The 24,357-nt window shown below is 50.1% G+C and carries 23 protein-coding genes and 1 tRNA gene; 12 read left to right on the top strand and 12 right to left on the bottom strand.

The window, feature by feature from the left end; all coding sequences use genetic code 11:
• From lnt to xerD, 3 genes are read left to right on the top strand one after another with little or no spacing between them, the layout of a single operon-like run.
• Positions 1–1,635, top strand: a complete 1,635-nt coding sequence (gene lnt, locus ACFOET_RS05160) for an apolipoprotein N-acyltransferase (RefSeq protein ID WP_379020267.1) — start codon at positions 1–3, stop codon at positions 1,633–1,635.
• A 52-nt stretch (positions 1,636–1,687) separates the two neighbouring features.
• Positions 1,688–2,278: a riboflavin synthase gene (locus ACFOET_RS05155; RefSeq protein ID WP_379020265.1), complete on the top strand. Its 591-nt coding sequence runs from the start codon at positions 1,688–1,690 to the stop codon at positions 2,276–2,278.
• A 25-nt stretch (positions 2,279–2,303) separates the two neighbouring features.
• The gene (gene xerD, locus ACFOET_RS05150; RefSeq protein ID WP_379020263.1) at positions 2,304–3,197 is read left to right on the top strand and encodes a site-specific tyrosine recombinase XerD; all 894 of its coding nucleotides are present in this window, start codon (positions 2,304–2,306) and stop codon (positions 3,195–3,197) included.
• A 46-nt stretch (positions 3,198–3,243) separates the two neighbouring features.
• Here xerD and ACFOET_RS05145 read toward each other — a convergent pair whose 3' ends face one another.
• The 3 genes from ACFOET_RS05145 to ACFOET_RS05135 are packed head-to-tail and all read right to left on the bottom strand — an operon-like array spanning position 3,244 to position 4,881.
• Positions 3,244–3,768, bottom strand: a complete 525-nt coding sequence (locus ACFOET_RS05145; protein WP_379020261.1) for a YdeI/OmpD-associated family protein — start codon at positions 3,766–3,768, stop codon at positions 3,244–3,246.
• Entirely contained in the window at positions 3,762–4,583 is an 822-nt protein-coding gene (gene ispE / locus ACFOET_RS05140; RefSeq protein WP_379020259.1) for a 4-(cytidine 5'-diphospho)-2-C-methyl-D-erythritol kinase, read from the bottom strand. Before ispE ends, ACFOET_RS05145 begins: the two co-directional genes overlap by 7 nt.
• 4 nt (positions 4,584–4,587) lie before the next feature.
• Entirely contained in the window at positions 4,588–4,881 is a 294-nt protein-coding gene (locus ACFOET_RS05135) for a hypothetical protein (protein ID WP_379020257.1), read from the bottom strand.
• A 175-nt stretch (positions 4,882–5,056) separates the two neighbouring features.
• Here ACFOET_RS05135 and ACFOET_RS05130 point away from each other — a divergent pair, with 175 nt between their 5' ends.
• Complete coding sequence (locus ACFOET_RS05130; protein WP_379020255.1) at positions 5,057–5,554, top strand: hypothetical protein; 498 nt, start codon at positions 5,057–5,059, stop codon at positions 5,552–5,554.
• Here ACFOET_RS05130 and ACFOET_RS05125 read toward each other — a convergent pair.
• The 4 genes from ACFOET_RS05125 to ACFOET_RS05110 form a co-directional block, all read right to left on the bottom strand.
• The gene (locus ACFOET_RS05125; protein WP_379020253.1) at positions 5,520–6,584 is read right to left on the bottom strand and encodes an acyl-CoA dehydrogenase family protein; all 1,065 of its coding nucleotides are present in this window, start codon (positions 6,582–6,584) and stop codon (positions 5,520–5,522) included. The two genes, ACFOET_RS05130 and ACFOET_RS05125, sit on opposite strands and share 35 nt — an antisense overlap.
• Positions 6,565–7,218, bottom strand: coding sequence for a nicotinamide riboside transporter PnuC (pnuC, locus tag ACFOET_RS05120; RefSeq protein ID WP_379020251.1), 654 nt, complete (start codon positions 7,216–7,218; stop codon positions 6,565–6,567). Before pnuC ends, ACFOET_RS05125 begins: the two co-directional genes overlap by 20 nt.
• Positions 7,218–8,735: a malate:quinone oxidoreductase gene (locus tag ACFOET_RS05115; RefSeq protein WP_379020249.1), complete on the bottom strand. Its 1,518-nt coding sequence runs from the start codon at positions 8,733–8,735 to the stop codon at positions 7,218–7,220. The genes pnuC and ACFOET_RS05115 overlap by 1 nt, the downstream gene beginning before the upstream one ends.
• Before the next feature lie 106 nt (positions 8,736–8,841).
• Positions 8,842–10,227: a DEAD/DEAH box helicase gene (locus ACFOET_RS05110; RefSeq protein WP_379020247.1), complete on the bottom strand. Its 1,386-nt coding sequence runs from the start codon at positions 10,225–10,227 to the stop codon at positions 8,842–8,844.
• A 253-nt stretch (positions 10,228–10,480) separates the two neighbouring features.
• On the opposite strand from ACFOET_RS05110, the gene ACFOET_RS05105 reads away from it, so the two are divergent.
• From ACFOET_RS05105 to ACFOET_RS05075, 7 genes are all read left to right on the top strand, one after another.
• Complete coding sequence (locus tag ACFOET_RS05105; RefSeq protein ID WP_379020245.1) at positions 10,481–11,062, top strand: TetR/AcrR family transcriptional regulator; 582 nt, start codon at positions 10,481–10,483, stop codon at positions 11,060–11,062.
• A 28-nt stretch (positions 11,063–11,090) separates the two neighbouring features.
• Positions 11,091–12,428, top strand: coding sequence for a TolC family protein (locus ACFOET_RS05100; protein WP_379020242.1), 1,338 nt, complete (start codon positions 11,091–11,093; stop codon positions 12,426–12,428).
• Between the two features lie 49 nt (positions 12,429–12,477).
• The gene (locus tag ACFOET_RS05095; RefSeq protein WP_379020239.1) at positions 12,478–13,602 is read left to right on the top strand and encodes an efflux RND transporter periplasmic adaptor subunit; all 1,125 of its coding nucleotides are present in this window, start codon (positions 12,478–12,480) and stop codon (positions 13,600–13,602) included.
• A 40-nt stretch (positions 13,603–13,642) separates the two neighbouring features.
• Positions 13,643–16,828 carry an efflux RND transporter permease subunit gene (locus tag ACFOET_RS05090; protein WP_379020237.1) on the top strand — a complete coding sequence of 1,062 codons (3,186 nt, stop codon included), beginning with the start codon at positions 13,643–13,645 and terminating at the stop codon, positions 16,826–16,828.
• 100 nt (positions 16,829–16,928) lie between these two features.
• A tRNA-Leu gene (locus ACFOET_RS05085) sits at positions 16,929–17,012 on the top strand.
• Positions 17,013–17,136: 124 nt separating this feature from the next.
• Positions 17,137–17,388: a hypothetical protein gene (locus ACFOET_RS05080; protein ID WP_379020235.1), complete on the top strand. Its 252-nt coding sequence runs from the start codon at positions 17,137–17,139 to the stop codon at positions 17,386–17,388.
• The gene (locus ACFOET_RS05075) at positions 17,351–18,391 is read left to right on the top strand and encodes a glycosyltransferase (protein WP_379020233.1); all 1,041 of its coding nucleotides are present in this window, start codon (positions 17,351–17,353) and stop codon (positions 18,389–18,391) included. Before ACFOET_RS05080 ends, ACFOET_RS05075 begins: the two co-directional genes overlap by 38 nt.
• 71 nt (positions 18,392–18,462) lie before the next feature.
• On the opposite strand, the gene ACFOET_RS05070 is transcribed toward ACFOET_RS05075, so the two are convergent.
• The 3 genes from ACFOET_RS05070 to ACFOET_RS05060 form a co-directional block, all read right to left on the bottom strand.
• Positions 18,463–19,101 carry a cupin domain-containing protein gene (locus tag ACFOET_RS05070; RefSeq protein ID WP_379020231.1) on the bottom strand — a complete coding sequence of 213 codons (639 nt, stop codon included), beginning with the start codon at positions 19,099–19,101 and terminating at the stop codon, positions 18,463–18,465.
• A gap of 72 nt (positions 19,102–19,173) precedes the next feature.
• The gene (locus ACFOET_RS05065; protein WP_379020229.1) at positions 19,174–20,028 is read right to left on the bottom strand and encodes a sigma-70 family RNA polymerase sigma factor; all 855 of its coding nucleotides are present in this window, start codon (positions 20,026–20,028) and stop codon (positions 19,174–19,176) included.
• A 169-nt stretch (positions 20,029–20,197) separates the two neighbouring features.
• A complete protein-coding gene (locus tag ACFOET_RS05060; RefSeq protein ID WP_379020227.1) occupies positions 20,198–21,478 on the bottom strand; it encodes an alpha/beta hydrolase in 1,281 nt (426 codons plus the stop codon).
• Positions 21,479–21,655: 177 nt separating this feature from the next.
• Here ACFOET_RS05060 and trxA point away from each other — a divergent pair, with 177 nt between their 5' ends.
• Entirely contained in the window at positions 21,656–21,952 is a 297-nt protein-coding gene (gene trxA / locus ACFOET_RS05055; RefSeq protein ID WP_379020225.1) for a thioredoxin, read from the top strand.
• Positions 21,953–21,969: 17 nt separating this feature from the next.
• Here the strand turns inward: trxA and ACFOET_RS05050 are convergent, their stop codons facing one another.
• Positions 21,970–23,145, bottom strand: a complete 1,176-nt coding sequence (locus ACFOET_RS05050) for an RsmB/NOP family class I SAM-dependent RNA methyltransferase (RefSeq protein ID WP_379020223.1) — start codon at positions 23,143–23,145, stop codon at positions 21,970–21,972.
• 12 nt (positions 23,146–23,157) lie between these two features.
• Positions 23,158–24,357: a type 1 periplasmic-binding domain-containing protein gene (locus ACFOET_RS05045; RefSeq protein ID WP_379020221.1), complete on the bottom strand. Its 1,200-nt coding sequence runs from the start codon at positions 24,355–24,357 to the stop codon at positions 23,158–23,160.

Raw genomic sequence — 24,357 nt, 5'->3', positions numbered from 1 at the left:
GTGAATAAATCAGCTCAGAATTACCTTTTAGCCTTGCTAAGTGCTTTTCTTTTGTGGTTAGCGTGGCCTCCTATTCCTTACACCGCTCCCCTTCTCTGGATTGCTTTTGTACCGCTTTTGCTAGCATTGGAGTCTGTCATGCGGAGCGATGCGCCAAAAAAAGGCACTAAAGTATTCTTCTTAGGCGGCCTTATGGGTTTGGTGTGGAATACGGCCTCTATCTACTGGGTATTCAATGCCATGAATGCAGTCATGCCGGTATACGTTGCCGCACTGGTCTCGATTATTCCGTTTGGCTTGTCTGCGGTACTGATGGGATTTGCCATCCGGCTGTATTACCAATTGCGCAAGCGGTATCCGATCGGACTTGCGTTGATCGGTTTGGTGTGCTTTTGGGTTGCATACGAGTACCTACATCAAAGCTGGGATTTGGCTTTTCCTTGGATGACGCTGGGTAACGGATTTGCAAACGCCCACCAGCTGATCCAGTGGTATGAACATACCGGCGTCTATGGCGGCACTGTGTGGATCTGGGCAATTAACATCTTTGTCTTTCTTGTTGTACTGTCCATTAAGGACGGCTTTCCACATGCTCACCGCAATAAATTGGCGATGGCACTCCTTGCACTGGTGCTGATTCCCACGGCATGGTCCTTGTACCGCTATTTCACTTATGAAGAACACAGCAATCCCTCCAGCGTGGTGGTCGTACAGCCAAATGTAGACCCCTACGGCAAATTCACCTTCATCACACCCGAAGAGCAGTTAGACAACCTCATTAGGCTCTCGGAGTCTGTTGCGCAACCAAACACCGAGTTTTTTATTTGGCCGGAAACAGCCATCGCTTCCCCACCTCCTGGATATGACGAAGACACATTCTTACAACATTCAGCGTTCCGCAAGGTGCAGCAGTTCCTTGCTCCGTACCGCAATGGAAACATTTTATCGGGGATCGAAAGCTATCGCCTGTTCGACGAACAGGCGTCGCCGACGGCAAGAAAATGGGGAGACGCGTATATAGACGTGTTCAATGCCGCGGTCTTAATTGAAAATTCACCAAAACTTCAGTTTTACCATAAGTCGAAGCTGGTTGCCGGTGTTGAGCAGTTCCCGTTCGGCGGTGCGCTGGCGTTCATGAAACCGCTCTTCAGCGCTTTCGGCGGTACCACAGGTGGGTATGGGCGCCAGAATGAGCCGTCCGTCTTCTATGCACAAAGCGGTATCGGAGCGGCTCCTGTCATTTGCTACGAATCGATATGGGGTGATTACGTGGCGCAATATGTCAAGCAGGGCGCACAGTTTATCGCAGTGATTACCAACGATGGCTGGTGGGGAAACACCGCTGGCAAAGACCAGCATTTGGCGTACGCTAAATTACGTGCTATCGAAACCCGCCGATGGGTCGCCCGGTCGGCTAATACAGGCATTTCCGCTTTCATCAATCAACGTGGCGATGTGGTGCAAAGAACCGGGTGGTGGGAGCCTGCTGCACTCATACAGGACATTAACCTTAATGAAGAAATCACACCCTATGTCAAAACAGGTGATTACTTCGCCTTTGCCGGATGCGCCGGTGGACTTGCGTTGAGCATTCTCCTCTTGCTCTCATTCAAGAAAGGAAAAAAAATTCGCTAACTTTGTGCTCCGGTCTCTGACTTCCGTTTCCGGACTCCAAATCAGCGTAAAAATGTTCACAGGCATCATCGAAACCATCGGCACCGTAACGCATATCCGGCAGGAAGCCGGGAACCTACACATTACGGTGGCCTCCGCTTTATCGGACGAACTGAAGATTGACCAAAGTGTTTCTCACAACGGCGTTTGCCTCACAGTGGTGGCTTTGTCACCCGGTGAACATACAGTGACAGCCATCGCAGAGACCTTGGAAAAAAGTAATTTGGGCTGTCTTCAGGTCGGGAGCCCCGTAAACCTGGAACGCTGTACCAAGATCGGCGACCGACTGGACGGACACATTGTGCAGGGGCACGTAGACCAAACCGCAAAATGTACCTCCGTCGTTGACCAGCGTGGAAGCTGGCTATATACCTTCGAATATGAACGCGCTGGAAGCAATATTACGGTAGAAAAAGGTTCTATCACTGTAAACGGGATCAGCTTGACGGTAGTAAACGCTGGGCACAACCGGTTTTCTGTAGCCATTATTCCATACACCTTTGAAAACACCAACCTCAACCAAGTGAAACCAGGCGACGACGTTAATCTCGAGTTTGACATCATCGGGAAATATGTCGCACGGATCATGGAATTAAAGCAATAATCCGTTTTGGGGCCGAACATTGCAAATGGATTGGAACGCCGCCATCAACGATTTCACGCACTATCTCCGGATGGAGCGTGCCATGTCGGCTAACACGGTGGAAGCCTACCTCAACGACATGGCGAAGCTCCGCCAATTTGCCGAACTGCAGGGAATCCCACCGAACGAAATAACTACCCAACAGTTGCAGGATTTTTTAGTGTGGATCAATGGATTCGGTCTTTCGGCTCATTCCCAGGCACGTATATTATCCGGCATCAAAACGTTTTATGTATATCTGAGCCTGGAACACGGGCTGATTGAAAACCCCACGGCGCTCATTCAGCCGCCTCGATTAGGACGCAAGATTCCCGATGTGCTCAACGTAACCGAAATAGATAAACTAATCGCCGCCATCGACCTATCAACGCCCGAGGGGATGCGCAACAAAGCCATGCTGGAAGTATTGTATGGTTGCGGACTGCGAGTTAGCGAGTTGGTGGGACTTAAGGTCTCCAACCTGTTCCTCGACGTCGAATTTATTAAGGTAGAGGGAAAAGGAAGCAAGGAACGCCTAGTACCCATCGGGGCACAAGCGATTAAATATCTTCGAATTTATTTGGACGAGGTTCGCATACACCAAAAAATCAACTCCGGACAAGACAATTTTGTATTCCTCAACCGAAGAGGTTCGCCACTTACCCGCGTGATGGTGTTTATCATTATTAAGGAACTGGCTAAATCCATCGGATTGAAAAAGAAAATCAGCCCGCACACGTTTCGCCATTCCTTTGCCAGTCACCTTGTGGAAGGAGGTGCCGATCTGCGTGCGGTACAGGAAATGCTCGGACATGAAAGCATTACCACCACAGAGATTTATACACATGTCGACCGGGAATACCTCCACGCGGTGATTACCCAGTATCACCCCCGGTCATAACGCTCGCGGTCACTGCTGGTAGTCAAAACATCGCCCATTCGGCTGGCTAGTTGTTCTGCCTCCTCGTTTTATCAAGCCTGATCATAGCTCCGAAATCCAAGCCCATGGCCATTGCTTCGACGGTCATAGCGATCCGCTTCGTCCGTGTCAATTCCGTTTTGGCTTCGTTAATATACTTAATAAAGTAGTTTCGGTGTGATTTGGTCAGCGCCATGAACCGTTCCATCAGATCGGCCTCATCATTCAGGAAACAAATTTCCAGATCTTCCGGCACTTCAATTATAAAATCTTTATCTTCTTCCAGGCGGAGAAACAGCAGATCCCCCACCCCCTTGCCCAGCGCCTTCCGCATGTTGCCGTTGATGGCCAGTATGTAATCTCCCCGGCCCTTGGGCATCAGCGAAAGGCCCGAAAACGTACACCCATCGATTTCGCCGCGTACACGGTAGGGCTGTTTGTAATCAGGTTTCAGCTGCTGCGCAATCGCATGTGGGACGTTGATATACGCCCATCCTATCATCGCTGCGCCGTGCGAGTCCGATTTCAATATTTTCGCTTCAAAGGCTACCATTGCAGATCGGAGTTGTCGATATAAAACACCTCATACGCTGGATTCAATCCCGACAAAACAGGTTTGTCTTCGAACAATCCGTATACGGATGAACCACTGCCGCTCATAGCAGCATACACCGCTCCGCTTCGATATAATAAATCCTTTAACGCCCCAATGCCAGGGTGCCGGGCAAAAACTCCAGCTTCAAAATCATTAAAAACTGCATGGTGCCATTCCGCTATTGGCAGCGAGAGGGCTGATGCCAGCTGCCGACCAGTTGGGTTAGGCATTACCGTGCCGTATGCCGTTGCCGTCGAAATGTGTACGTCAGGTTTCACCAGTACGATATGGTAGGACGAGAGATCAAGCTGAACGCTCTGGAAAACATCGCCGATCCCCGTTGCCAGCACTGGCGTATTCCTGATGAAGAATGCGCAATCCGAACCTAAACGCCGGGCAAAATTCATCAGCTCGGCTTCCCCCATTCCTAGGGCAAACATTGTATTGAGCAATTTTAACAGAAATGCGGCGTCCGCTGATCCGCCGCCAAGTCCAGCTCCGATAGGTATGGTCTTATGCAAATAAATTTCTACAGGAGGTAAGTCATATGCAGTTTTCAGCAACCGGTAAGCTTTTAAGCAAAGGTTATCCTGACAATCCCCCGGAATGAGCAACCCCGATGAAATGAACCGAACAGACTTCGCCTCAACCACCTCCAACACATCGTAAATCTTCACGGGATAAAACACCGTTTCCAGGTCGTGGTAGCCATCATCCCGCCGTTGCAGGACCTGTAAGCCAATGTTGATTTTGGCATTAGCAAATGTAATCATCGGCCTAAATCTGCGATGCCAAAGAAAATCTTTCTGCGTTGGCCAGACTCTTTGAGTTTGCGAACAGGGATAAGCTGTCCGGTGTGCTCCCTTTCACCACATCACTACGCAAAAATTGTTCCTTGGAATGAGTTATGTGAGTTACGGTCTCCCAAATGGTGTTCTCCCACACACCTTCGGGCTGCCAGCGAGCTAATGCCGCATCAATACCGCTAAGTAAATGCATATACAGAAGATACCACCCGTCCGATACTATAGCCAGCTGCCAATACCGCTGTATGATTGATTTTCTATCCATCAAGTTTACTATTTATTTTGCTTACAAACTTAGCTAACCCACCGTTTTTTCACAACTATATCTTCATCGGAGCTCGAATAAGCCTCACCACCTTCTACCTGTCGCTGATTGGCTAAAACCTATCGCCGGACTAACTGTTCTACACTTTACACGCGATATAAAAAAACAATCGACCATGAAACGACATTACATTACCATCGCATTATGCGCCATGCTATTCTCCTGCAATCAGACTTCGACTCGAAATCAGGGCCAAGAGACCGCTCAAAACGACCGTATGCAGACGACCAACCATGAACAAAAGAACTGCTTCCTACGGCTGGACGGAACAGCGCAGCAGGATTCATCATTTATCCAATTAGTTATCCGCGACGAAACAGTCAGTGGAATATACAATGTCATCCCTCAAAAAAAAGACGCCCGGCGCGGCACGGTTTTGGGAACATTGGATAACGGGGTATTAGACCTCGTATGGACCTTCGCGCAGGAAGGCATGCAAGATACCCTGCGTGTGGTTTTCGCCTTACGAAACGGGAAGCTAATACAGAAGCCATTCGTAGTTGATCCGCTGACCGGCCGTCAGCTCACCGTAGACACCAGCAGCTTTTCTGTAGTTTACGAACCCATAGATTGCGTCACTATGAACGGAGGAGACTATGCTGGCTCGCGGTAAACATATCCCGCCAAATCCGGTTGATCTCGCTGGAACCATCTGCGGCAATCAAGCCCAGGAGCGGATATACCCTCACGACCTCCTCCCGGGACGTGCTTACCACCGCTCTGCTTTGGTCGCTTACCGCTTGCAACGCGGGCGGAGATATTATATCATTGTGCAACAATTCATCCCAAGATGCATCGAGGGCAGCATAGAATAATGTACGTGCTTTAATCAACCTCCTACCGCCGTTGTACAGTAGGTCGGCTGGCACCGATGAACCGATAGTGGTGGCACATGCTAAAAAATGCTGTGCCATGCCCAACGTGTTCGCTGCCAACGTAGCCTCCGCTAACTGGAGAAACGGATATCGATAAATAGGATGGTCAAGCGTAGCCTTATCCGGTGCGATAACAAACGCCTGAGACTCGTTTACCCATAAAGTATCTACCGTAAACGAGTGACTGGCCGTGGCCGTTAGTCCAAACGCATTCCAGTCCTCCTTAATCCTGACATGGTCGCGCGGAAAGAAAAAGGAGGAAATCACAGGGTTGCCACCTTGATCCACCAACACTTCGCCATTCCGCTCAAGGACACAGTTTGCAGTGAAATGGGTGAGATGGGGTGCTCCAGTGGCATAATTCCATGTTCCGGAGATCTTAAACCCGCCATTGCCGATCACCGCCCTGCCCGACGGCTGTCCGCTTCCGCCCAAACATACCTCCCTACCTGAGAAAATCGCCGGGGCAATCGACTGATCCATGAAGCCTACAAACATGTTTGCCCCTGCGCAGAGCGTGACCGTCCACCCTAAACTGCCATCTATCCGTGCTAACTCCTCCTCAAGGCGCACACCATCAGGCAAGGTCAACTCTAAGCCGCCCAGAGCACGGGGCACAAACAGTTTAAACCATCGCTTGTCGTAGATAATGGCGAGTTGATCATCTGTGAGCTGACCTGTCGCCTCAGCCTCGGCTGAAAAACTGCGCAGCCATTCGACGTCTCGGGCGGACACTGACAATATTGGATTATCCGTGACTTCTTTCATCAAACTGCAGTTGTCTTTCCCGGTTAATGATGCGCCGCCATTCGAAATAACCGAAAACGGCCACAATAAACAAAAATAAAGTCAGCAGCGCATACAAGTAGAGTCCTTTATATGCTAAAAGCGGAACAGCGAACGCGTTGCTGATATTGAGCAATAACCAATTTTCTATTTTCCGTTTGGCTAGCAGCCACATACCCGCCCAGGCCGTGGCACTTACCCAGGCATCCCATACCGGAACGGTCGAATCAGTGAAATAAATCAGCGCATAGTATAGCGCCGGAAAACCTACTGCCACAATTATGACGGTAATGAGCCATTCGTTTATCGTCGAATAGCTGGCTTTCACCGGTGCTTCACCAATCCGTGAAGCCCAATATAGCCAACCATAGATGCTCATCACAAGGTAATACAGGTTTAGTAAGATTTCGGCATACAGCCCCGCCTCATATAACACGTAAATGGTAATCAATACGCTCGCTATTCCGAAAGGATACAGCAGCAGCCTATTCGCTTTCGCTAACAACACCTGGATCACACCGCAGGCCACCCCTATCCAATGCAGTAGGGGCGTAGCGGCTAGTTGGCGGCCCAATTCGCCGGCCCAGTCGGCGATAAATGCGAGGCACGAAACCATCAGACCGATTCAAGCGCGCCTTCCAGCTTCAGGATTGTTGCTGAGCGTTCACGTGTTTCCCAGCACAGTTGCTCATCGGAAGCAAGCGACCGACCAAAAGAAGGAACCATCTCACGCAATTTGCTCAGGTATTGCGCGGTCTTTGCGCGCTCAGGAAAACACCGGGCCAGCAGATCGATCATAATGGAAACGGACGTAGATGCGCCTGGTGATGCACCCAACAATGCGGCGATCGAACCATCGGCGCTGCTAACCACCTCGGTGCCGAATTCAAGTATACCACCATGCTTTTCATCCTTCTTAATTACTTGCACCCGTTGTCCTGCAACTTCAAGTTCCCAATCTTCCCTGCGCGCGGTGGGCACATATTCCTTTAATACAGCCAGCCGATCTTCGGGGCTTTGCCGCACTTGGTTGATCAGGTACTTAGTCAATGGGAGGTTGTCCATCCCTGCGGCAAGCATGGGGCGGATGTTGTTAAATTTGATGGACGCCGGCAAATCAAGCCAAGATCCGTTTTTAAGGAATTTGGTAGAGAACCCTGCATAAGGTCCGAAAAGCAGCGCTGTTTTTCCATCAATGACTCGCGTATCGAGATGCGGCACAGACATCGGGGGTGATCCTACGGCGGCTTTGCCGTATACTTTGGCGTGATGTTTGGCGATTACCTCCGGATTTGTGCATTTTAGCCATTGCCCACTGACTGGAAATCCGCCGAACCCCTTGGCTTCCGGTATTCCCGATTTTTCAAGTAATAGCAACGAACCGCCGCCAGCACCAATGAATACAAACTTTGCAGATACTGTCCGCTTTTTATCGGTAGTAAGGTTTTTGACCGTAACCACCCAGCGCCCATTGGCTGCCCGCTCGATATCGCGCACCTCATGTGCTAAGCGGAGCTTTACGCCGTCCTTCTGCATCAGATGAAGAAACAGCGATCGCGTCAGGGCACCGAAATTCACATCGGTCCCGATATCAATTTTGGTCGCCGCGAGCTCTTCATCAGCGTTACGTCCTTCCATAACTAGCGGGACCCATTGTCTGAGCACATCATGATTTTCCGTATACTCCATGCCGTGAAACAGGTGGTGATCGCGCATGGTTTCGTAGCGTTTGCGGAGAAAGGACACATTCTCTTTGCCAAATACCAAGCTCATATGCGGAACACTGCGAATAAAACTTTCGGGGCGTTCTATCAGCTTATTAGCAATCAGATATGACCAAAACTCTTTAGAGAGTTCAAACGCTTCGGCGATTTTGATAGCCTTAGTAATATCCACCGACCCATCAGGCCGCTGTGGGGTATAGTTCAATTCACAGAGCGCGGAATGCCCTGTACCCGCATTGTTCCATGCGTCAGAACTCTCCGCGGCAACCTCGTCCAGTCGTTCAAAAATTTCGATGTTAGCACTGGGATGCAATTCGTTAATCAACGTTCCCAATGTGGCGCTCATGATACCCGCGCCTATCAAAATAACATCTACCTCTTCGGCGTTTCTTTTCCTTCTTGTACCCATTACACTAAAATTGCCACAAAATTAATGACAGAAATCAGATAACTGCTCAAATTCGATTATTAATTACAAAACTTTAACAATACTGCAGTACACCCTCAGCCAGTCATCAAGACGCCTGGCTGGATGGCGTGTTCGTCGCGCCCGGGGTGTCCGGCTTCGGCCCCCTCCGCTTTTTAAAGTGCCGCTTTTTTTTCTGCGTAGCTGCTCCGTCTGCTTTCCTTTCTGCAGCACCAATAGCTGCTCCCCCGTCGCCTTGTTCTGCCTTCGCCTGTGCCGGGCGCTCAGGTTTCCGTCCCCCTTTGTGTTTTTTCCTGGTGTAGTCTCCGCCTCTCCGCTTATCGGGCTCCGATGGTCGTGAATCAACTTCCATCCCTTGCGGCAGCGTCACTTGCTCTACTTCCCTATTCATCAGCTGCTCAATCGCTGAAAAACGCCGGCTGTCGCGGCTGTTCACAAAAGTAATGGCCGTACCGGTGCGCTCCGCGCGCGCCGTGCGCCCGATGCGGTGAATATAGTCTTCCGGATCTGGGGGTACATCATAATTGACGACCAGGTCGATGCCTTCCACATCAATACCTCGAGATAACACATCGGTACCAACCAAGACGGGCAACTGCTTATTTCTGAAGCGGAGCAAAATCTTCTCTCGCGTGTCCTGCTCTAAATCAGAATGAAACGGCTCAACGTCCAGGCCCAATTTACTGAGCTCCCTGCCCAAGCTTTTAACTTTCTCCTTGGTGGATGAAAAAACGATTATGCTTCGGTAGTCACCACTTTGAAGTATTTGTTTTAACAGCGCTGTTTTATGATAGTCTGCCACTCTATACTGCTGTTGCACGATTCCCTCAGCAGGTTTCGATATCGCAATATTAACCTGCTTGGGGTTTTTTAGCAGTGTCTTGGCAAACGTCCGTATTTTAGGTGGCATTGTAGCCGAAAAGAGCATGGTCTGTCTTTCTGCTGATACTTGCCGCACAATACGGTTGATGTCATCCTTAAACCCCATATCGAGCATACGGTCGGCTTCGTCAAGCACTAAAAACTTGATTTCGTCGAGCCGCACCAAGCCCGAACTCATATGTGCGATGAGCCGTCCCGGCGTTGCTATAACGATATCCACCCCTTCCCTCAGCGCCCGGCGCTGCTGTTCATACCCTATGCCGTCGCCACCGCCATAAATGGCGATGGACGTGATTCCTGTGAAATAGGCCAGTCCCTCCACCTGCTGGTCGATCTGCACCGCCAATTCGCGCGTAGGAGCCAGCACCAGTGCACTGATGGGCGGCCGTTTGTCCATACCGCATATCGCATCCATCACCGGCAACAAATAGGAAGCAGTCTTACCCGTGCCTGTCTGCGCACATGCAATCAGATCGTGCTGATTTTTAATAATCGGAATGGTTTCAGCCTGTATTGGCGTGGGTGTTTTATAACCCATGCTGTCCAGCCCCTCAAAGAGGCGGCTCTCAAAATTAAAATCGCTAAATGTCAACGTCTATTAATTAATATACTAATAATATGCAAAAATACGCATTTTAACTGGATTATTTCAATCCTCGTATTGGAATGGCTCGTTGAAGAAGTATAGAACGCCCTAAACTCACTCAGTAGCGCCATGAAAACGAAAACGGAAATCTACGTCACTCACTCTCGGTGCTGACCACTTGACCGTGATTGTCAAATTTTCGTTAATAATCGGTATTGACGGCAAACTGTCACAAATAATGTTTTCCTTTGCCAACCGAATGAACGTTCAATTAAACACTGCGGCGGAAAAGAAACAGGCTATCTATCAAAGTACGCTGAGGCTGATTAGGGAGTTTGGGTTTCACGGCACGCCCATGAGCCAGATCGCTCAGGAAGCCGGCGTGGCCACGGGCACCATTTATCATTATTTTGCGTCGAAAGAAGAACTCATCGTTGAGCTTTTTCGTTACAGCAAAGAGCGGATGCTGAACGCCATCTTCAGAGAAGATGAGCGCGCACTCAGCTACCCCCGTCGGTTTATGACGATTTGGATGAATCTCGTGGAGCACTACATCCAACATCCGGAAGTGTTGAGTTTTATGGAACAATTTTTTTCTTCACCATATGTCAAAACACTCTACAGCGAAGAATGCGTGTACTTTCAGGATGAAATGTCCAACTTTCTGAAACAGGGAGTGGACGAAGGACACATTAAACCTTTGGACATCAACATCATCAGCGCAGCATTCGTCGGTACGGTATCTGCTACGGCTAAAAGACATATCAATGGCCGTTTCACATTTAAAGAAGAAGACTTAAAGAAAATGGTCGGCATTATCTGGGATGGCATTAAAAATTGATTCACACTATAAAAATATTACAAGGTATATGTTTCTCAAAAAACTGGCATACAGCATATTAATCTTAATCATCTACCATAGCGCTTCGCTTACGTCGATTGCGCAAGTGGCTCGTGATACGCCACCGCAGCAGGCAGACTTACAAGAGATCATCGACTTCGCATTGAACAATCGGGCATCTGTTCAGCAGGCGTTGCTGGATGAAGAAATCGGTGAGCGGGACATTGCATCGGCACTCTCAGGGTGGTTTCCCCAAATCAGTGCCAACGCCACTTATAACCGGAATATCATTATTCCTACTTTAGTGATTGGCGACCAGATTATACAAGCGGGCCAAAACCACACCAGCGCGCTGGTGTTCCAAGCTGACCAGCAAATCCTAAATCCGGGCTTATTACAGGCTTCAAAAGCCGCGAAATATATTCGGCAGCAAAACGCTCAGAACACGGAAAACAGCCGGATCAATACGGTGGTTGAAGTAAGCAAGGGCTATTATGATATCCTCACCAGCGAAGAACAGCTGAATATCATTAGGGAAAACATAGCCCGCCTGGAAAGACAACTGAATGACGCCCGGGCCCGCTACGACGCCGGCATTGTGGATAAAACGGATTACAAGCGGGCCGAAATTTCGCTGAGTAACACGCGGGCTGAGTTAAAGCGGGTAAACGAAGTGTTGAAATACAAGTATGCTTACCTTAAGGAACTCATTGGACTCAGAGCAGAGCAGCCGTTGACCTTGTCGTTCGACAATGCGTCAATGGAGGAGCAAATCTTGCTGGATACGACGATGACCGTAAACCGCCAGAACCGGATCGAATACCAACAACTCCAGACCTTGCGGCAACTTCAAACCATCAACACCCAATACAACCGATGGACCTTCCTGCCCAATTTGTCGGCGTTCTACAATTATGCATGGGACTACCGAGAAAACCGCTTCTCGGCATTGTTCGATGTGGATTATCCACGTTCGGTGTTCGGGCTTACACTTAATGTCCCGATCTTTCAAGGTACCAGAAGAATACAGGAGGTCCGCAAATCGAGGCTGCAGGAAGAGCGCCTCGATTGGGATATCGTCAATCTCGAAAACCAGATTAACACGGAGTATGAGATGGCCATCGCAACGTATAAAGCCAACCTCAACGACTGGCGGGTAGCGCGGCAGAATGTAGTCCTCTCCGAAGAAGTGTATAACACGATCAAGCTGCAGTACGATGAAGGAATCAAGACGTATCTGGATCTGATGACCGCCGAAACAGATCTCCGCACTTCGCAGATTAATTACCTCAACGCACTGTTTGCCGTATTGTCCGGCAAACTGGACGTTCAGCGTGCGCTGGGCATTGTAGATGCCGGCAATTGACCTCGGAAGGAAGCATATAAAACCATTGCATACCCTGAACATAATTGATATGAACAACTATAACATCGCAACGATTCTTCTGATTGGCGCAGGCATGGTAGCAGCCTGTGGCAACAAACAACAGCAAAACCAGGCGGCAGGTCCGCAAGCCATCCCTGTGTCCACCAGTACCGTGACTGAAGAAACCGTCGTCGGTCGTGAAGGGTATCCTGGTACCGTCGTAGCGCTCAATGAAACCGAATTGCGCGCCGAGGTGAGCGGGTACATTACGGGCATCTTTGTTGCTGATGGCGCTACGGTAACCAAGGGGCAGAAACTCTATGAAATAGACCGCACCCGTTACGACGCGGATGTAAACCAAGCCAAATCTAGCCTGGCAATTGCAGAAGCGAACCTCTCTAGAATTAAGCGCGATGTGGCGCGTTACCGCAAATTAGCAGAACAGGATGCCATTGCACGGCAAACGTTGGACTACGCAGAAACGGATTTGGAAAACGCCGAAGCGCAGGTATTGGCTGCCAAAGCCGCATTAACCACAGCACGGACCAACTTGAACCGATCGACAATATTCGCGCCGTTCAATGGCACCGTTGGCATTTCTCAGGTACGTATGGGAGCGTTGGTCAGCACTGGGACTACCCTGCTCAACACTATTTCGTCTATGGATCCCATTGCCGTTGACTTTCCAGTGAGTGAAAGCCAGGTATCCCGCTTCGTTGCGCTGCAAAGTTCAGAGACAGTGGTGCGCGACTCCATTATTACAATTAATCTGCCCGGCGGCAAACCGTACACACACCCCGGCAGGATCACGGCTATCGACCGGGCGGTAGACCGCACAACAGGAACGATCACCGTAAGGGCGAGCTTCCCCAACAATGACAGGACACTATTGCCGGGGATGAATACGACGGTAAACGTACGTGTACAGCCTGAAGGCATACAACTGGTCATTCCTTACCGGGCTGTCACCGAGCAACTTGGACAAACGTCTGTATATGTCGTCACCGACAGCAGCACCGTGGAGCAGCGCGGCGTAAGGCTAGGGCTGAAGGTCGCCGACCGCGTGGTGATTGCCGAAGGGCTTGCTAAAGGAGAGACTGTAGTGACCGACGGCATCATCAACCTGCGGCCGGGCGCTAGGGTACAGGTAACCCAACCAGGGCAGACAAAATAACGCCCAACAACAACTATCAAGCATTTAGGACAGCATCAACATGATTTCAGAAGTATTCATAAGAAGACCGGTTACCGCCATCGTCATTTCCATCCTGATTACCCTGATTGGGACGATTTCGATTACCACCCTGCCAGTCAGCCAGTATCCAAACATCACGCCTCCCACTGTACAGGTACAGGCAACCTACACGGGTGCGGATGCGCAAACCGTGGAACAGACGGTGACCACGCTGATCGAAAGCCAGATCAATGGCACACCGGGGATGACATATATGCAATCCAACAGCACGGCCGACGGACGGTCAGCCATCACGGTTACGTTCGATGTGGGTACCGACATTGACATCGCTACCTTGGATGTGCAAAACCGAGTAGGGATAGCCGAACCGGCCCTGCCGGAAGCTGTTCGCCGACTCGGTGTGGTTACCCGTAAAGCGAATACCGATGCGTTGATGATGATTTCACTGATATCGCCGAATGGGACGCGCGACCAGAAATTTCTGGCAAACTATGCCAATCTATATGTTCGCGATGCCTTGATGCGGGTCAAAGGTGTGGGAGACGTGATGGCCTTTGGCCAGCCATTCAGTATGCGCATATGGCTAGATGCAACCAAGCTGTCTAACCTCGGCCTTACCCCAGCTGACATCAACGCTGCCATTCAAGAGCAGAACATCCGGATGCCGGGCGGTACCGTTGGCGCACGCCCGCAAATGAACACCCAAGTGTTTGAGTATCCCGTCATTCTCGACGGCGACCTGAATGAAGAAGAACAGTTTGAGCAGATTGTCGTAAAAAGCAACGCAGACGGATCACTCGTATACCTGAAAGACGTCGCCCGTGTGGAACTGGGCGAGTTTGCCTATGCTATCACCAACAAACTTAACGGCGTCACCGCTTCCGGCATGATGGTAAACCAAATGCCCGGCGGTAATGCGGTGGAAACCGCTGAAGGCATTTATGCAGCCCTTGAGCAGTTAAAAGCCGACTTTCCCAGCGATATGGACTACGTGGTCAACTATGAAACGGTGACCGTAATCCAGGAGTCTATCAGCAACGTGCTCCACACATTGATCGAAGCCCTTATATTGGTTACGCTGGTTGTGTTCATCTTCCTGCAAAGCTGGCGGGCAACGCTGATACCCTTACTGGCTATTCCCGTCTCCATCGTCGGTACTTTCATTTTCTTCCAACTCTTCGGCTTTACGATCAACAACCTCACCATGCTCGCCTTTGTGCTGGCCATTGGTATTGTGGTAGACGACGCCATTGTGGTTGTCGAAGCCGTGCAGCATTACATCGACAACGACAGGTTGCCGGCACCGGAAGCCACGAGGCGCGCCATGAAGGAAATTACTGCACCCGTCATTGCCATCGGCTTGATTTTGGCCGCCGTATTTGTGCCGGTCGGCTTCATCCCAGGCATGGTGGGCCAACTATACCAGCAGTTTGCGATCACGATCGCTGTTTCAGTATTGTTGTCGGCCTTTGTTGCGTTGACCCTCACTCCCGCTCTGTGCTCACTTCTGCTCAAGCCTTCGGAGCTGAACGAAAAATCAACGGGGATCAATCGGTTGTTTTACAAGTTTAACATCTGGTTCGCAAGGGTCACTAAACGGTATTCTAACGGCGTGCGGGTAGCTATCAAAAGGGCGCCGTTGGTTATCATCCTCCTAGTATGTATTTACGTTGGTACCTTAGGTCTGTTTTCGGCCAAGCCGACAGGTTTTATCCCGACGGAAGATGCCGGCATCATGATGGTCGGTGTCACGCTACCTGAAGGTGCTTCATCACAGCGCACGTCTGACGTCCTCGACGCAATGTCCGACTCGCTGCGGAAAGACAATCCGGAAATCAAAAATGTAATGCGTATTTCGGGAATTAACCTATTGAACCGTTCGTTTAAGCCCAATGGCGGCACATTCTTCATCCAGCTACACCCTTGGGAGGAACGGAATCGCACGGCCCAGGATGTGATCGCTGCCATGCAACGAAAGTATCAGGGATTCCAACAAGCGACGATCATGCCTGTGTCCCCGCCAGCGATTCCCGGTTTAGGCACCAGCGGCGGCTTCAGTATCCAGCTGATAGACCAACGCAGCGGTGACATCAAGGACTTTGAGGCGCAAGTAGGCCGTTTTCTTGCAACGGCCAACCAACGCCCCGAAATCGGCATGGCCTATACACTGTTTAACTCGAATACCCCAAACTACCTGGTGACAGTGGACCGCGAACAGGCGAAACGGATGGGCGTACCCGTTTCTAACGTTTACAGCACCATCTCCTCGTTCCTCGGCAGCAGCTACGTCAACGACTTTACACGGTATGGCCGAAACTTTCGCGTCGTAACTCAGGCGGACACCGCATTCCGCATGAGTATTGAAGATATCAGCAAATTGTACGTCAAGAACCAGCAAGGCAGCTCCGTACCACTCAGTACATTGGTATCACATGAAATCGTGGAAAGCCCGTCCATCATCAACCACTTCAACATTTTTCGGTCTATCGAAGTGATGGGCAGCGCCGCGCCCGGCTACAGCAGTGGCGATGCCTTGCAAGCCTTAGAGGAGACCGCCGCTGAGACGCTTGGCGCAGGATTCACCTACGAGTTTTCGGGAATCAGTTTGCAGGAAAGAGAAGCGGGCAATATGACGCTGATGATTTTCGCCTTGTGTATCATCTTCGTTTTCCTCTTATTGGCGGCCCTATATGAAAGCTGGTCAGTACCATTTTCCATCCTGCTATCCGTGCCACTCGGTATATTCGGTGCTATTCTGGCACTCACCTTCCTCCCGCGGCTGGATAACAATATTTATGCCCAGATCGGTCTAGTGGCCATAATCGGCTTGGCAGCGAAAAACGCTATCCTGATCGTAGAGTTCGCAAAAGAACGGGTAGACATCGGCATGGGACTATTGAAGGCTACACTGGAAGCCGTAAAATTAAGGCTACGGCCGATCATTATGACGTCATTCGCATTCATTCTGGGCATCGTCCCGCTGATGTATTCTGCCGGTGCCGGTGCCATCGCGCGGCAAACCATCGGCTGGACGGTATTCGGCGGCATGCTTATCGCCACATTATTTGCCATTTTCATCGTACCGGTGTTGTTTGTATTGATCACGAAAATGGCCTATGGCAAAAAGAAACTCGCCGCTCTGGAAGCCACTTACCGACCGGAAGCACACAAGGACATCCTGCACACAGACGATGAGGAAGAGTAGGGAATGATTGACAATGGGAATTGGAATTAACTTTTCAATTTTCCGTTTTCAATTAAAACGCTATATTTGCATCCCGATCTGAACAGCGGATCAAAGTGCCGCCCGGATGGCGAAATTGGTAAACGTTGCGGTCTCAGAAGCCGTTGGGAGCAGTCCCTTGAGAGTTCGAGTCTCTCTCCGGGCACTTAAAAAAGTGCGATTCCTTCGTGAAATCGCACTTTTTTTATTAAGTACACGCTTCGTCAACCGCAACAATTGGCATCACACCGCGGTTCAATGGATTCCGATTTTTTTTACAAATTTGCATTATGGAATTTAAACACCCAGTTTCACCATTGCCAAAGGGATTCATTGCAGAAAAACGTCAGCTTTATGCGGAAACTATTCAGATGATTATCGTAACGGGTGAGGTGCTCCCTTTTTTTCCTGAAATGAAGTTAAGGGCGTTAAACGATTTTGATTCTCAAACCGGCAAAACATCGGGTGCACAATGGACTGAATTTTTCCATGGAAGCCGGAAGGATGGCTTCATTGAACGAAGTGGTGACACTGTCCTATAGCGATTCCGATATGGAAATATCCATCATCATCCCTGTGTTCAACAGACCATCGGAAGTCCGCTCGCTGCTGGAAAGCTTATGCCAGCAAACTGACACTGCATTCGAGACGGTAGTCGTGGAAGATGGATCTTCATGCACCTGCGTAAATGAAGTGGAAGCTTACCGCGACAAGCTGGACATCAAGTATGTGTACAAGGAAAATTCCGGACCCGGACTTAGCCGCAACGAAGGGTGCCGGAACGCACGCGGAAATTACTTTATTTTTTTGGATTCCGATTGCATTTTACCCCCCCAATATATCTCGGTCGTAAGGCAAAACCTTTCAACAAACTTTGCCGATGCATTTGGTGGGCCGGATGAAGCACGGGACGATTTCACGCCCCTGCAACGCGCGATAAACTACTCCATGACCTCGTTTTTCACAACTGGCGGCATCAGGGGTGGCAGCGAGAAGCTCGGCAAGTTCCATCCCCGTAGTTTCAACATGGGATTTTCCCGTCGCGTGTTTGACGAAACTGGAGGATTCTCGACGATGCGATTCGGTGAGGACATAGACATGAGCGTACGGATCACCGATAAGGGGTTCCGTACGCAACTTATAAAGGAAGCTTATGTTTACCATCGACGAAGAACCAATCTTCGCCGCTTCTTCAAACAGGTGTTCAATTCAGGAATTGCAAGGATCAACTTGTATAAGCGGCACCGCGGCTCCCTAAAGATTGTCCATACCGCCCCTGCCGTGTTTACGGCCGGGATAGCCCTGATATTGATTTTATCGGCAGTCGTTACCCCCTATCCCCTCTTACTTTTGCTGTTCCATGCCGCCTTTATCCTATTGGATGCCTCGGTCAGAAATCGAAGTCTGTATATCGGGTTGCTTGCAGTGGTGACAAGCTATGTGCAGCTTGTCGGCTACGGTACAGGGTTTTTCCATGGGGCTTTCAGAAGGCTCGTGCTGAAAAAGAGCGAATTTGCGGCGTTCGAGAAATCGTTCTACAAATAGCACCGCTATAATCGCGCCTCTCTCGGAGACACATGTAAAAAGCACCCCAGTCCGGGTGCTTTTTGGCCAACTTAGCGTGCAGATTCCGGAAGGGGGCCCGCGGTCACATCCGTTTTTATCCGCTGCAGCACGTCGGCTGCCTCGGACTCATCAATAGGATGGCTGTCGTATTTGTGGTACAATTGCAAAAATTTAGCTGGATCCACCGGATCTTCGGAAAGCACCATTTTCATTCCTCTGAAAAAGTCCTCCCGCTGTTGCGGTGGATTAAACAACATCAGGGCTTTGACTTCTTGGGATGTACCATTGTAAAACCCATGAGGGGTAAACCGCGGTATGTGTACAACCCCTCCTTTAGCCACTTCAACCTCCCGGTCAATCAACTGAATCGTCAGTGTGCCTTGAGTAACCACAAATGTTTCATCCATGAAGCGGTGGTAGTGCAACTTCGCTCCGGTAACCTGTGGTGCTAATGTGACTTCATACAGCCCCGTCTGATTGTGGGTCGTCTCCGTTGTGAGTTTAAAGGAGAGTTTAGAGCCCATTATCTCGAGCGTTTCCCCTTCACCCTCGTTTACGATTACCGGATTATTGGTCAAGCGATCCGTCAGAATTTGCGCTATTTCCGATGTGTGTCCAGTGCGTTCCGCCTTAGACGGTTGTGCATTGCTTTCAAAACTTCCCATGGCAAATAAAATCATTAATGTCATACCTTGTGTTTTCATCTTGCGATTGTCTTTTTTATAAGACAAAAAATGATGAATAAATGTGACAATCTTCCTTTATTGAAGATGAAGATGCTTGATTTTATCCGGATCAACAACCGAATTGATTTGTGTAATTCTTTTTCCGTTGGACGATGTCTCAAATATTTGACAGGCTTTTAGCTGACTCCCATCATAATAGAACATTGCAGGCTGGTGGTTTACCTCCCCGACCGAAATGCGATAGCTGACTTGGTAGTTATTATAAACAAATACCAGTAATTCAGCGACATCGCGTGCTCCAACACACATTTTTTTGACAACATTTAATTTTGTTCCCCCGTCTGCATAAAACAAGATGTCCTCTGCGAGTAGCTCCTCGACATTAGCGATTTCCTTGCTTCGAATGGCCCCAATGTATTTTTCTAGAAGTTCTGCCGCAGTTGCTTTCTTGCTGTTAGGCTCGCAGACTTCGCTTGTATTTACTTTGAGTTTACGTTTTGCGCGGCTCAGCAGTTTGCGCGAGTTATCTTCGCTAATATTTAACGTTTCCGCGATGTCTTGATGGCTGTAATCAAAACTCTCCCTTAAGATAAATACGGCGCGCTCCTGCGCCGTAAGTCGTTCCAGTAAAACCAACAATGAATAGGAAAGAATGTCTTTTAGGTAAACGTCGCTATCTGCGCGCTCAGTAGCTATCGGTTCGGGCAACCAAACATCGTCCTGTCTAAGCTCCTTTTTCCGGTTTCTTATATTGATAGCCCGGTTAATAACGCTTCGGATGAGGTAATTCCATTCGTCGGAGATCCCTTCTTTCTTCGAAAAGGTAAGGAACTTCAGCAACACGTCCTGCACGGCATCTAATGCCTCATCCGCTGATCCCAAAATATTGTAGGCGTATGGGAACAGAAGTTTTTGATATTCTTTATTCATATATTGCTAAAAGCAACGCAACGCGAAGCAGGGCGCTATCCATTCGCTAGTCAAAGATAGGCATCTGTATCGTAAGTTGCCGGCCATGGAATAAACGAAAACGTTAACTGATGTGCACCTTCGGCTTTTGAGTGGCACTGGAACGACGCCGGAAACACTAAAAAACATACTACTGCAACGCGCCTGGCTTACCAAAATGTACATCGGCGAAATCTAGGAAGGCCTGCCAGTCATAGCGGGTGACATCATGCTTCCCCGCGCGGATATGGTAGCCGACATGGTTTTTTATGGGCTGGTGAAGGGGCGGTGGCGTGGCGGAGGGAAGGCCCTTCAAGCCGTACAGTGCATAGGCAGGCCCGGCGTGATAAGCAGACAGGTATTCACCCTTGGGGTCTGCCCAGCGGTCACCTTCGGCGCTGGCTACGTACACGGGCCGCGGGGCCATGAGCGCGATGAGCTGGTGCTGGTCAAACGGCATGTCCGCTTCGCGCTCGTGATATTGATCAAACGCAGCGCAGAACCATGCAGGCTTGATGCCGCTCACAATGGCGATGGTTTCGCCATACCTCCGCCGGGAAAGGGCGGCGCCTCCCGCGCCGGAATTATTGGAAATGACAATTTTGAAGCGGGTGTCTTGCGCACCGGCCCACAGCGCGGCCTTACCCTGCCGCGAATGGCCCATAATGGCGATGCGCTCCATATCAACACGGGGGTCGGTAGCCAGGTAGTCGAGCATACGGCTTGATCCCCAAGCCCACGCGCCGATAGCCTGCCACTCGTCTGGCGCTTTTTTGCCCACGCCATAGCCGGGGAAGAGCGAAACGATGCTGTGGCGCTTCAAGCCGGGCCTATCGGGGAAAATATCGTGGTAACACATGGTTGCCAGGCCGTACCCCCGGCCGATGATGTCGTCATAGGCCCACCGGTTGGTCTGGCAGCCCCGCTCCCAGTCAGGATGCCCGGGCTCCCTGACCAGGGCGAAGTTTTTAGAATACAGAATAGTGGTATCCGGCGTGGTACTGTGGTTGCCCTTGAAGTTGTAACCCACGAATAGCGGCACCTTGCCGGCCACGTGATTGGGCAAGTACATCAGCAGGAGAGCCTCCAGCGTTTTCTCGCCGTTGCTGAAAATGAGCTTTACCTGCCGGCTGGTAGCCTTGCCCCCCAACGCCGCCGTGTTTTCGGTCAGCACTTCATAACTTACCGTAATGCCCGAATCATCGGGCGTACGGCCGTACATCTGGGAGGTGAAGAGCTCCAAGATCTCGGGCCGCCGTTGTTGCTCCCACTGTTGGGCGGTGGTGACCTGCTGCCCGCTCTCGGTCACCAGCAGCGCCGGCAACGTATAAGCAGGTACTTTGGATTCGTCGTAGTTGACATCCCCTTGCTGCGCCCAGCCTGACGTAGACAAGGCCAAGGCTGCGACCGTGATATACGTGATCTTCTTCATGGTCTTAAAGGTAACGCTTTTATTCCAATTCCACCGTTTGAATGGCACATTTTGTCCCTTACAGGGAGAGCCGATACATTGATTGGGTGCTAATGAGCGGCGTAATCCTTCTAATAAATTTGCACATTTTTTTATATTTAAGTAGATTTACCACAAACCATTCATAGCGGTTGAAAAATGAACACATTCCATGAGCTAATTAACGGCAGCAAGCCTGTACTGGTGGATTTCTTTGCTACGTGGTGCGGTCCATGCCAAACGCAAGCCCCAATACTGGAAGAAGTGAAACAGCGGATCGGCGATGCAGCGGTGATCATCAAAATCGACGTGGACAAAAATCCACAAGTAGCCGCTAAATATCAGATACGCGGAGTCCCGACACTTATTATTTTCAAAAACGGACAGGTCAGGTGGCGTCAATCCGGCGTGTTTCCTGCCAATGAATTGGAACGGTTGCTTTCGGAAACCGCATAAACGACATAGCCGTGCACTTACATTTTGATCAACCGAGCAACATACATTGTATCCGCGCGGCGGCGGTAGCCATGCAGCACTTCGGCACACTCCAGTTTTAGCTTACCGCCTTGCTGCAGATATGCAACCACCTGTTCATTCTCTGCTGCAAACGCCGAGCAAGTGACGTAAACGAGGGGCTTTCCCGGTTTGAGGTGGTTGATCACATTTTCTGCAATCTGCTTCTGTTGGTCTGCAAATCGCCTGATAGCGCCAGTATCAAACGATGAAATCATTTCGGGAGTCCGGCTCCACGTACCCGAGCCTGAGCACGGCGCATCGAGGATGATACCATCGAACCGTTCGCTACCGAGGATAGCCGTTGTATCTTTGGTTAGATCGATGATCTTCCGTCGGTAGGTCTTAATGCCTGCGCGCTGAAAACGCCCGTCGAGGTTCCGGAGAATGCTGTTGCGCACATCTGACACCAATAAGTTTACCCCCGGATGGTTGTCCAGCAACAAAAGTGACTTTCCTCCCGCCCCCGCACATGCGTCCCACCAGCTCTCACCCGGTTCGGCATTGAAATACGCGCCTGTTTGCTGCGATGAATAATCCTGCACTTCGTATTTGCCGGAAATACCATCGACGCGTTCCAGCGCCGTTCCGTTTGGAAGTACGGCCGTACATCGATCCAGCAGCTCATATTCGATGCCTTCGCTGGCTAACACGGAAACCACCGCTTTGGCATGCATTCGGTATAAGCGGATAAACAGATCAGGCTGAACGAACATACTTTTGGTATACGCCGCCGTGTCAATTCCCATCGATAATCTTTCATAGAAAGGAAATACCTCCGCCAGACGAAACGGAGTGTGCTCCTCCAACAACGCCACTTTCTCTTCAAAAGTAGCATGTTTTACCGGGTATACTGAAGGCAATAGTAACGGGGCCACCACACTTTCACTATCGCATAGAAAATCAGCTATAGCCAGCCGCATGGGCAACTCCGACTGACTGGCAGCATGGCCTATCCGGAAGTAGCGATAAACAAGGCGCGAGATTTCCCGCCTGTCCCTGGAGCCCATCTGCCGGTTTCTCTTGTGAAACCCGGTAAGAAAACGCGCTAACGGTATGCCAGACATCTGTTTGTACTCCGCTAACAGCCGTTCAACCATGCGTATTTGCTGACCTATGCGTTTCTCAACCGACATGCAGAACAGTAGTTAATCCAGCGGTTGGAAGTTTCCGTTCCGGTATTGTAAAATGGAGATCGCTTGGTTCACATATCCCCAGGCCGGATTATACTCAAACTCAAATGCATTGTGGAGACCGACGTATTTTTCCTTGAGAATATGCTTCTTATATTCGGTCCCGTATTTTGCTAATAAGCCGCCGAAAAAATAAGCCGCGTCATAGCCTTTATAGGCAAACTCGGTGGGCGTCACACCAAATTGTTCATAATATCGCTGATCAAACCTACGCACAACATTGTCCAATTTATCAACATAATACGAGGTGGTGATGCGCGTATTAAATGCGCCCAGCCCATGGGAGTCATCGAAATCCAATTTCACCCAGTTCGGATGGCCGTACAGTTGAATTTGGTAAGAAAGTTCATCGTGTAACTTTCTTAGGTTCGCTAAGACCGGCGATATCTGGTATCTGTTGGTCGTGGCCAGCACCACAAGATTGCGGCCACCAAGAAGCACCGTACTTTCTAAACGCTCCTCATCTTGCACCTCCACGACCTTAATATCCTTCTTCAACCGTTGGATTTCTGCTTTGAGCGGCGACAGGAATTGCCGGCTTGCCGCATCTTGCGTGTCATAAATGATAACCACGTCTCCTGTTTGGTACTGTTTTGCGATATCCATGGCCAACGCGCGTACATGTGTCGTGATGGGTGCCGTTATGGTCACCAGATTGGGCAGGTTGAACTCCGAGGGCATACTTGCTGCAAGAGGAGAAATCTGCAATGCTTCGCCGAGTGATGCATTAAACCCAAACACCTGTATTTCCTTTGGGTAGATCGGCCCCACCACCAGTGCGGCACGTTGCACTTCTTCCAGCTTTGCAATGCGGGCATTTTGGCTGGCATCATCGCGCGTATCCAACACGTTAAGCTTAAAATTGGCCCCTTCGTCGGCAAGCACATCCAGTCCCACCTTGAATCCTTGGTAAAAGTCCAGTGCCAGCGCCGAGCGTTTGATATCCGCAGCACTTGGTGCATGCGGATTGGCCTTATCCAATTCGAACGGCAGGAGCAGCGCAATGTTATTCACATCTACTTTGTCTGTCTCCACCGGTTTTTCTTCCCGCTTGTCCTTGACGGCCGGCGTCTCCTTACCAGGCGGCGGCGTCTTGCTGTCGGGTCCGCGTAATACCCGCACCTTGGGGGTACAGCCCAGGACGAAGAGCGACAT

It is taken from the genome of Parapedobacter deserti, from assembly GCF_042646065.1.
Classification (GTDB): domain Bacteria; phylum Bacteroidota; class Bacteroidia; order Sphingobacteriales; family Sphingobacteriaceae; genus Parapedobacter; species Parapedobacter deserti.
Note: the sequence above shows the minus strand (reverse complement) of the source record. Positions and strands in the feature narration are given on the sequence as shown.

Bases quoted from the DNA above. Each gene is read 5' to 3' on its own strand.
- ACFOET_RS05155 (WP_379020265.1), top strand. From the start codon at position 1,688: ATGTTCACAGGCATCATCGAAACCATCGGCACCGTAACGCATATCCGG.
- xerD (WP_379020263.1), top strand. From the start codon at position 2,304: ATGGATTGGAACGCCGCCATCAACGATTTCACGCACTATCTCCGGATG.
- ACFOET_RS05145 (WP_379020261.1), bottom strand. From the start codon at position 3,768: ATGGTAGCCTTTGAAGCGAAAATATTGAAATCGGACTCGCACGGCGCA.
- ispE (WP_379020259.1), bottom strand. From the start codon at position 4,583: ATGATTACATTTGCTAATGCCAAAATCAACATTGGCTTACAGGTCCTG.
- ACFOET_RS05135 (WP_379020257.1), bottom strand. From the start codon at position 4,881: ATGGATAGAAAATCAATCATACAGCGGTATTGGCAGCTGGCTATAGTA.
- ACFOET_RS05130 (WP_379020255.1), top strand. From the start codon at position 5,057: ATGAAACGACATTACATTACCATCGCATTATGCGCCATGCTATTCTCC.
- ACFOET_RS05125 (WP_379020253.1), bottom strand. From the start codon at position 6,584: ATGAAAGAAGTCACGGATAATCCAATATTGTCAGTGTCCGCCCGAGAC.
- pnuC (WP_379020251.1), bottom strand. From the start codon at position 7,218: ATGGTTTCGTGCCTCGCATTTATCGCCGACTGGGCCGGCGAATTGGGC.
- ACFOET_RS05115 (WP_379020249.1), bottom strand. From the start codon at position 8,735: ATGGGTACAAGAAGGAAAAGAAACGCCGAAGAGGTAGATGTTATTTTG.
- ACFOET_RS05105 (WP_379020245.1), top strand. From the start codon at position 10,481: ATGAACGTTCAATTAAACACTGCGGCGGAAAAGAAACAGGCTATCTAT.
- ACFOET_RS05100 (WP_379020242.1), top strand. From the start codon at position 11,091: ATGTTTCTCAAAAAACTGGCATACAGCATATTAATCTTAATCATCTAC.
- ACFOET_RS05095 (WP_379020239.1), top strand. From the start codon at position 12,478: ATGAACAACTATAACATCGCAACGATTCTTCTGATTGGCGCAGGCATG.
- ACFOET_RS05090 (WP_379020237.1), top strand. From the start codon at position 13,643: ATGATTTCAGAAGTATTCATAAGAAGACCGGTTACCGCCATCGTCATT.
- ACFOET_RS05080 (WP_379020235.1), top strand. From the start codon at position 17,137: ATGGAATTTAAACACCCAGTTTCACCATTGCCAAAGGGATTCATTGCA.
- ACFOET_RS05075 (WP_379020233.1), top strand. From the start codon at position 17,351: ATGGCTTCATTGAACGAAGTGGTGACACTGTCCTATAGCGATTCCGAT.
- ACFOET_RS05070 (WP_379020231.1), bottom strand. From the start codon at position 19,101: ATGACATTAATGATTTTATTTGCCATGGGAAGTTTTGAAAGCAATGCA.
- ACFOET_RS05065 (WP_379020229.1), bottom strand. From the start codon at position 20,028: ATGAATAAAGAATATCAAAAACTTCTGTTCCCATACGCCTACAATATT.
- ACFOET_RS05060 (WP_379020227.1), bottom strand. From the start codon at position 21,478: ATGAAGAAGATCACGTATATCACGGTCGCAGCCTTGGCCTTGTCTACG.
- trxA (WP_379020225.1), top strand. From the start codon at position 21,656: ATGAACACATTCCATGAGCTAATTAACGGCAGCAAGCCTGTACTGGTG.
- ACFOET_RS05050 (WP_379020223.1), bottom strand. From the start codon at position 23,145: ATGTCGGTTGAGAAACGCATAGGTCAGCAAATACGCATGGTTGAACGG.
- ACFOET_RS05045 (WP_379020221.1), bottom strand. From the start codon at position 24,357: ATGTCGCTCTTCGTCCTGGGCTGTACCCCCAAGGTGCGGGTATTACGC.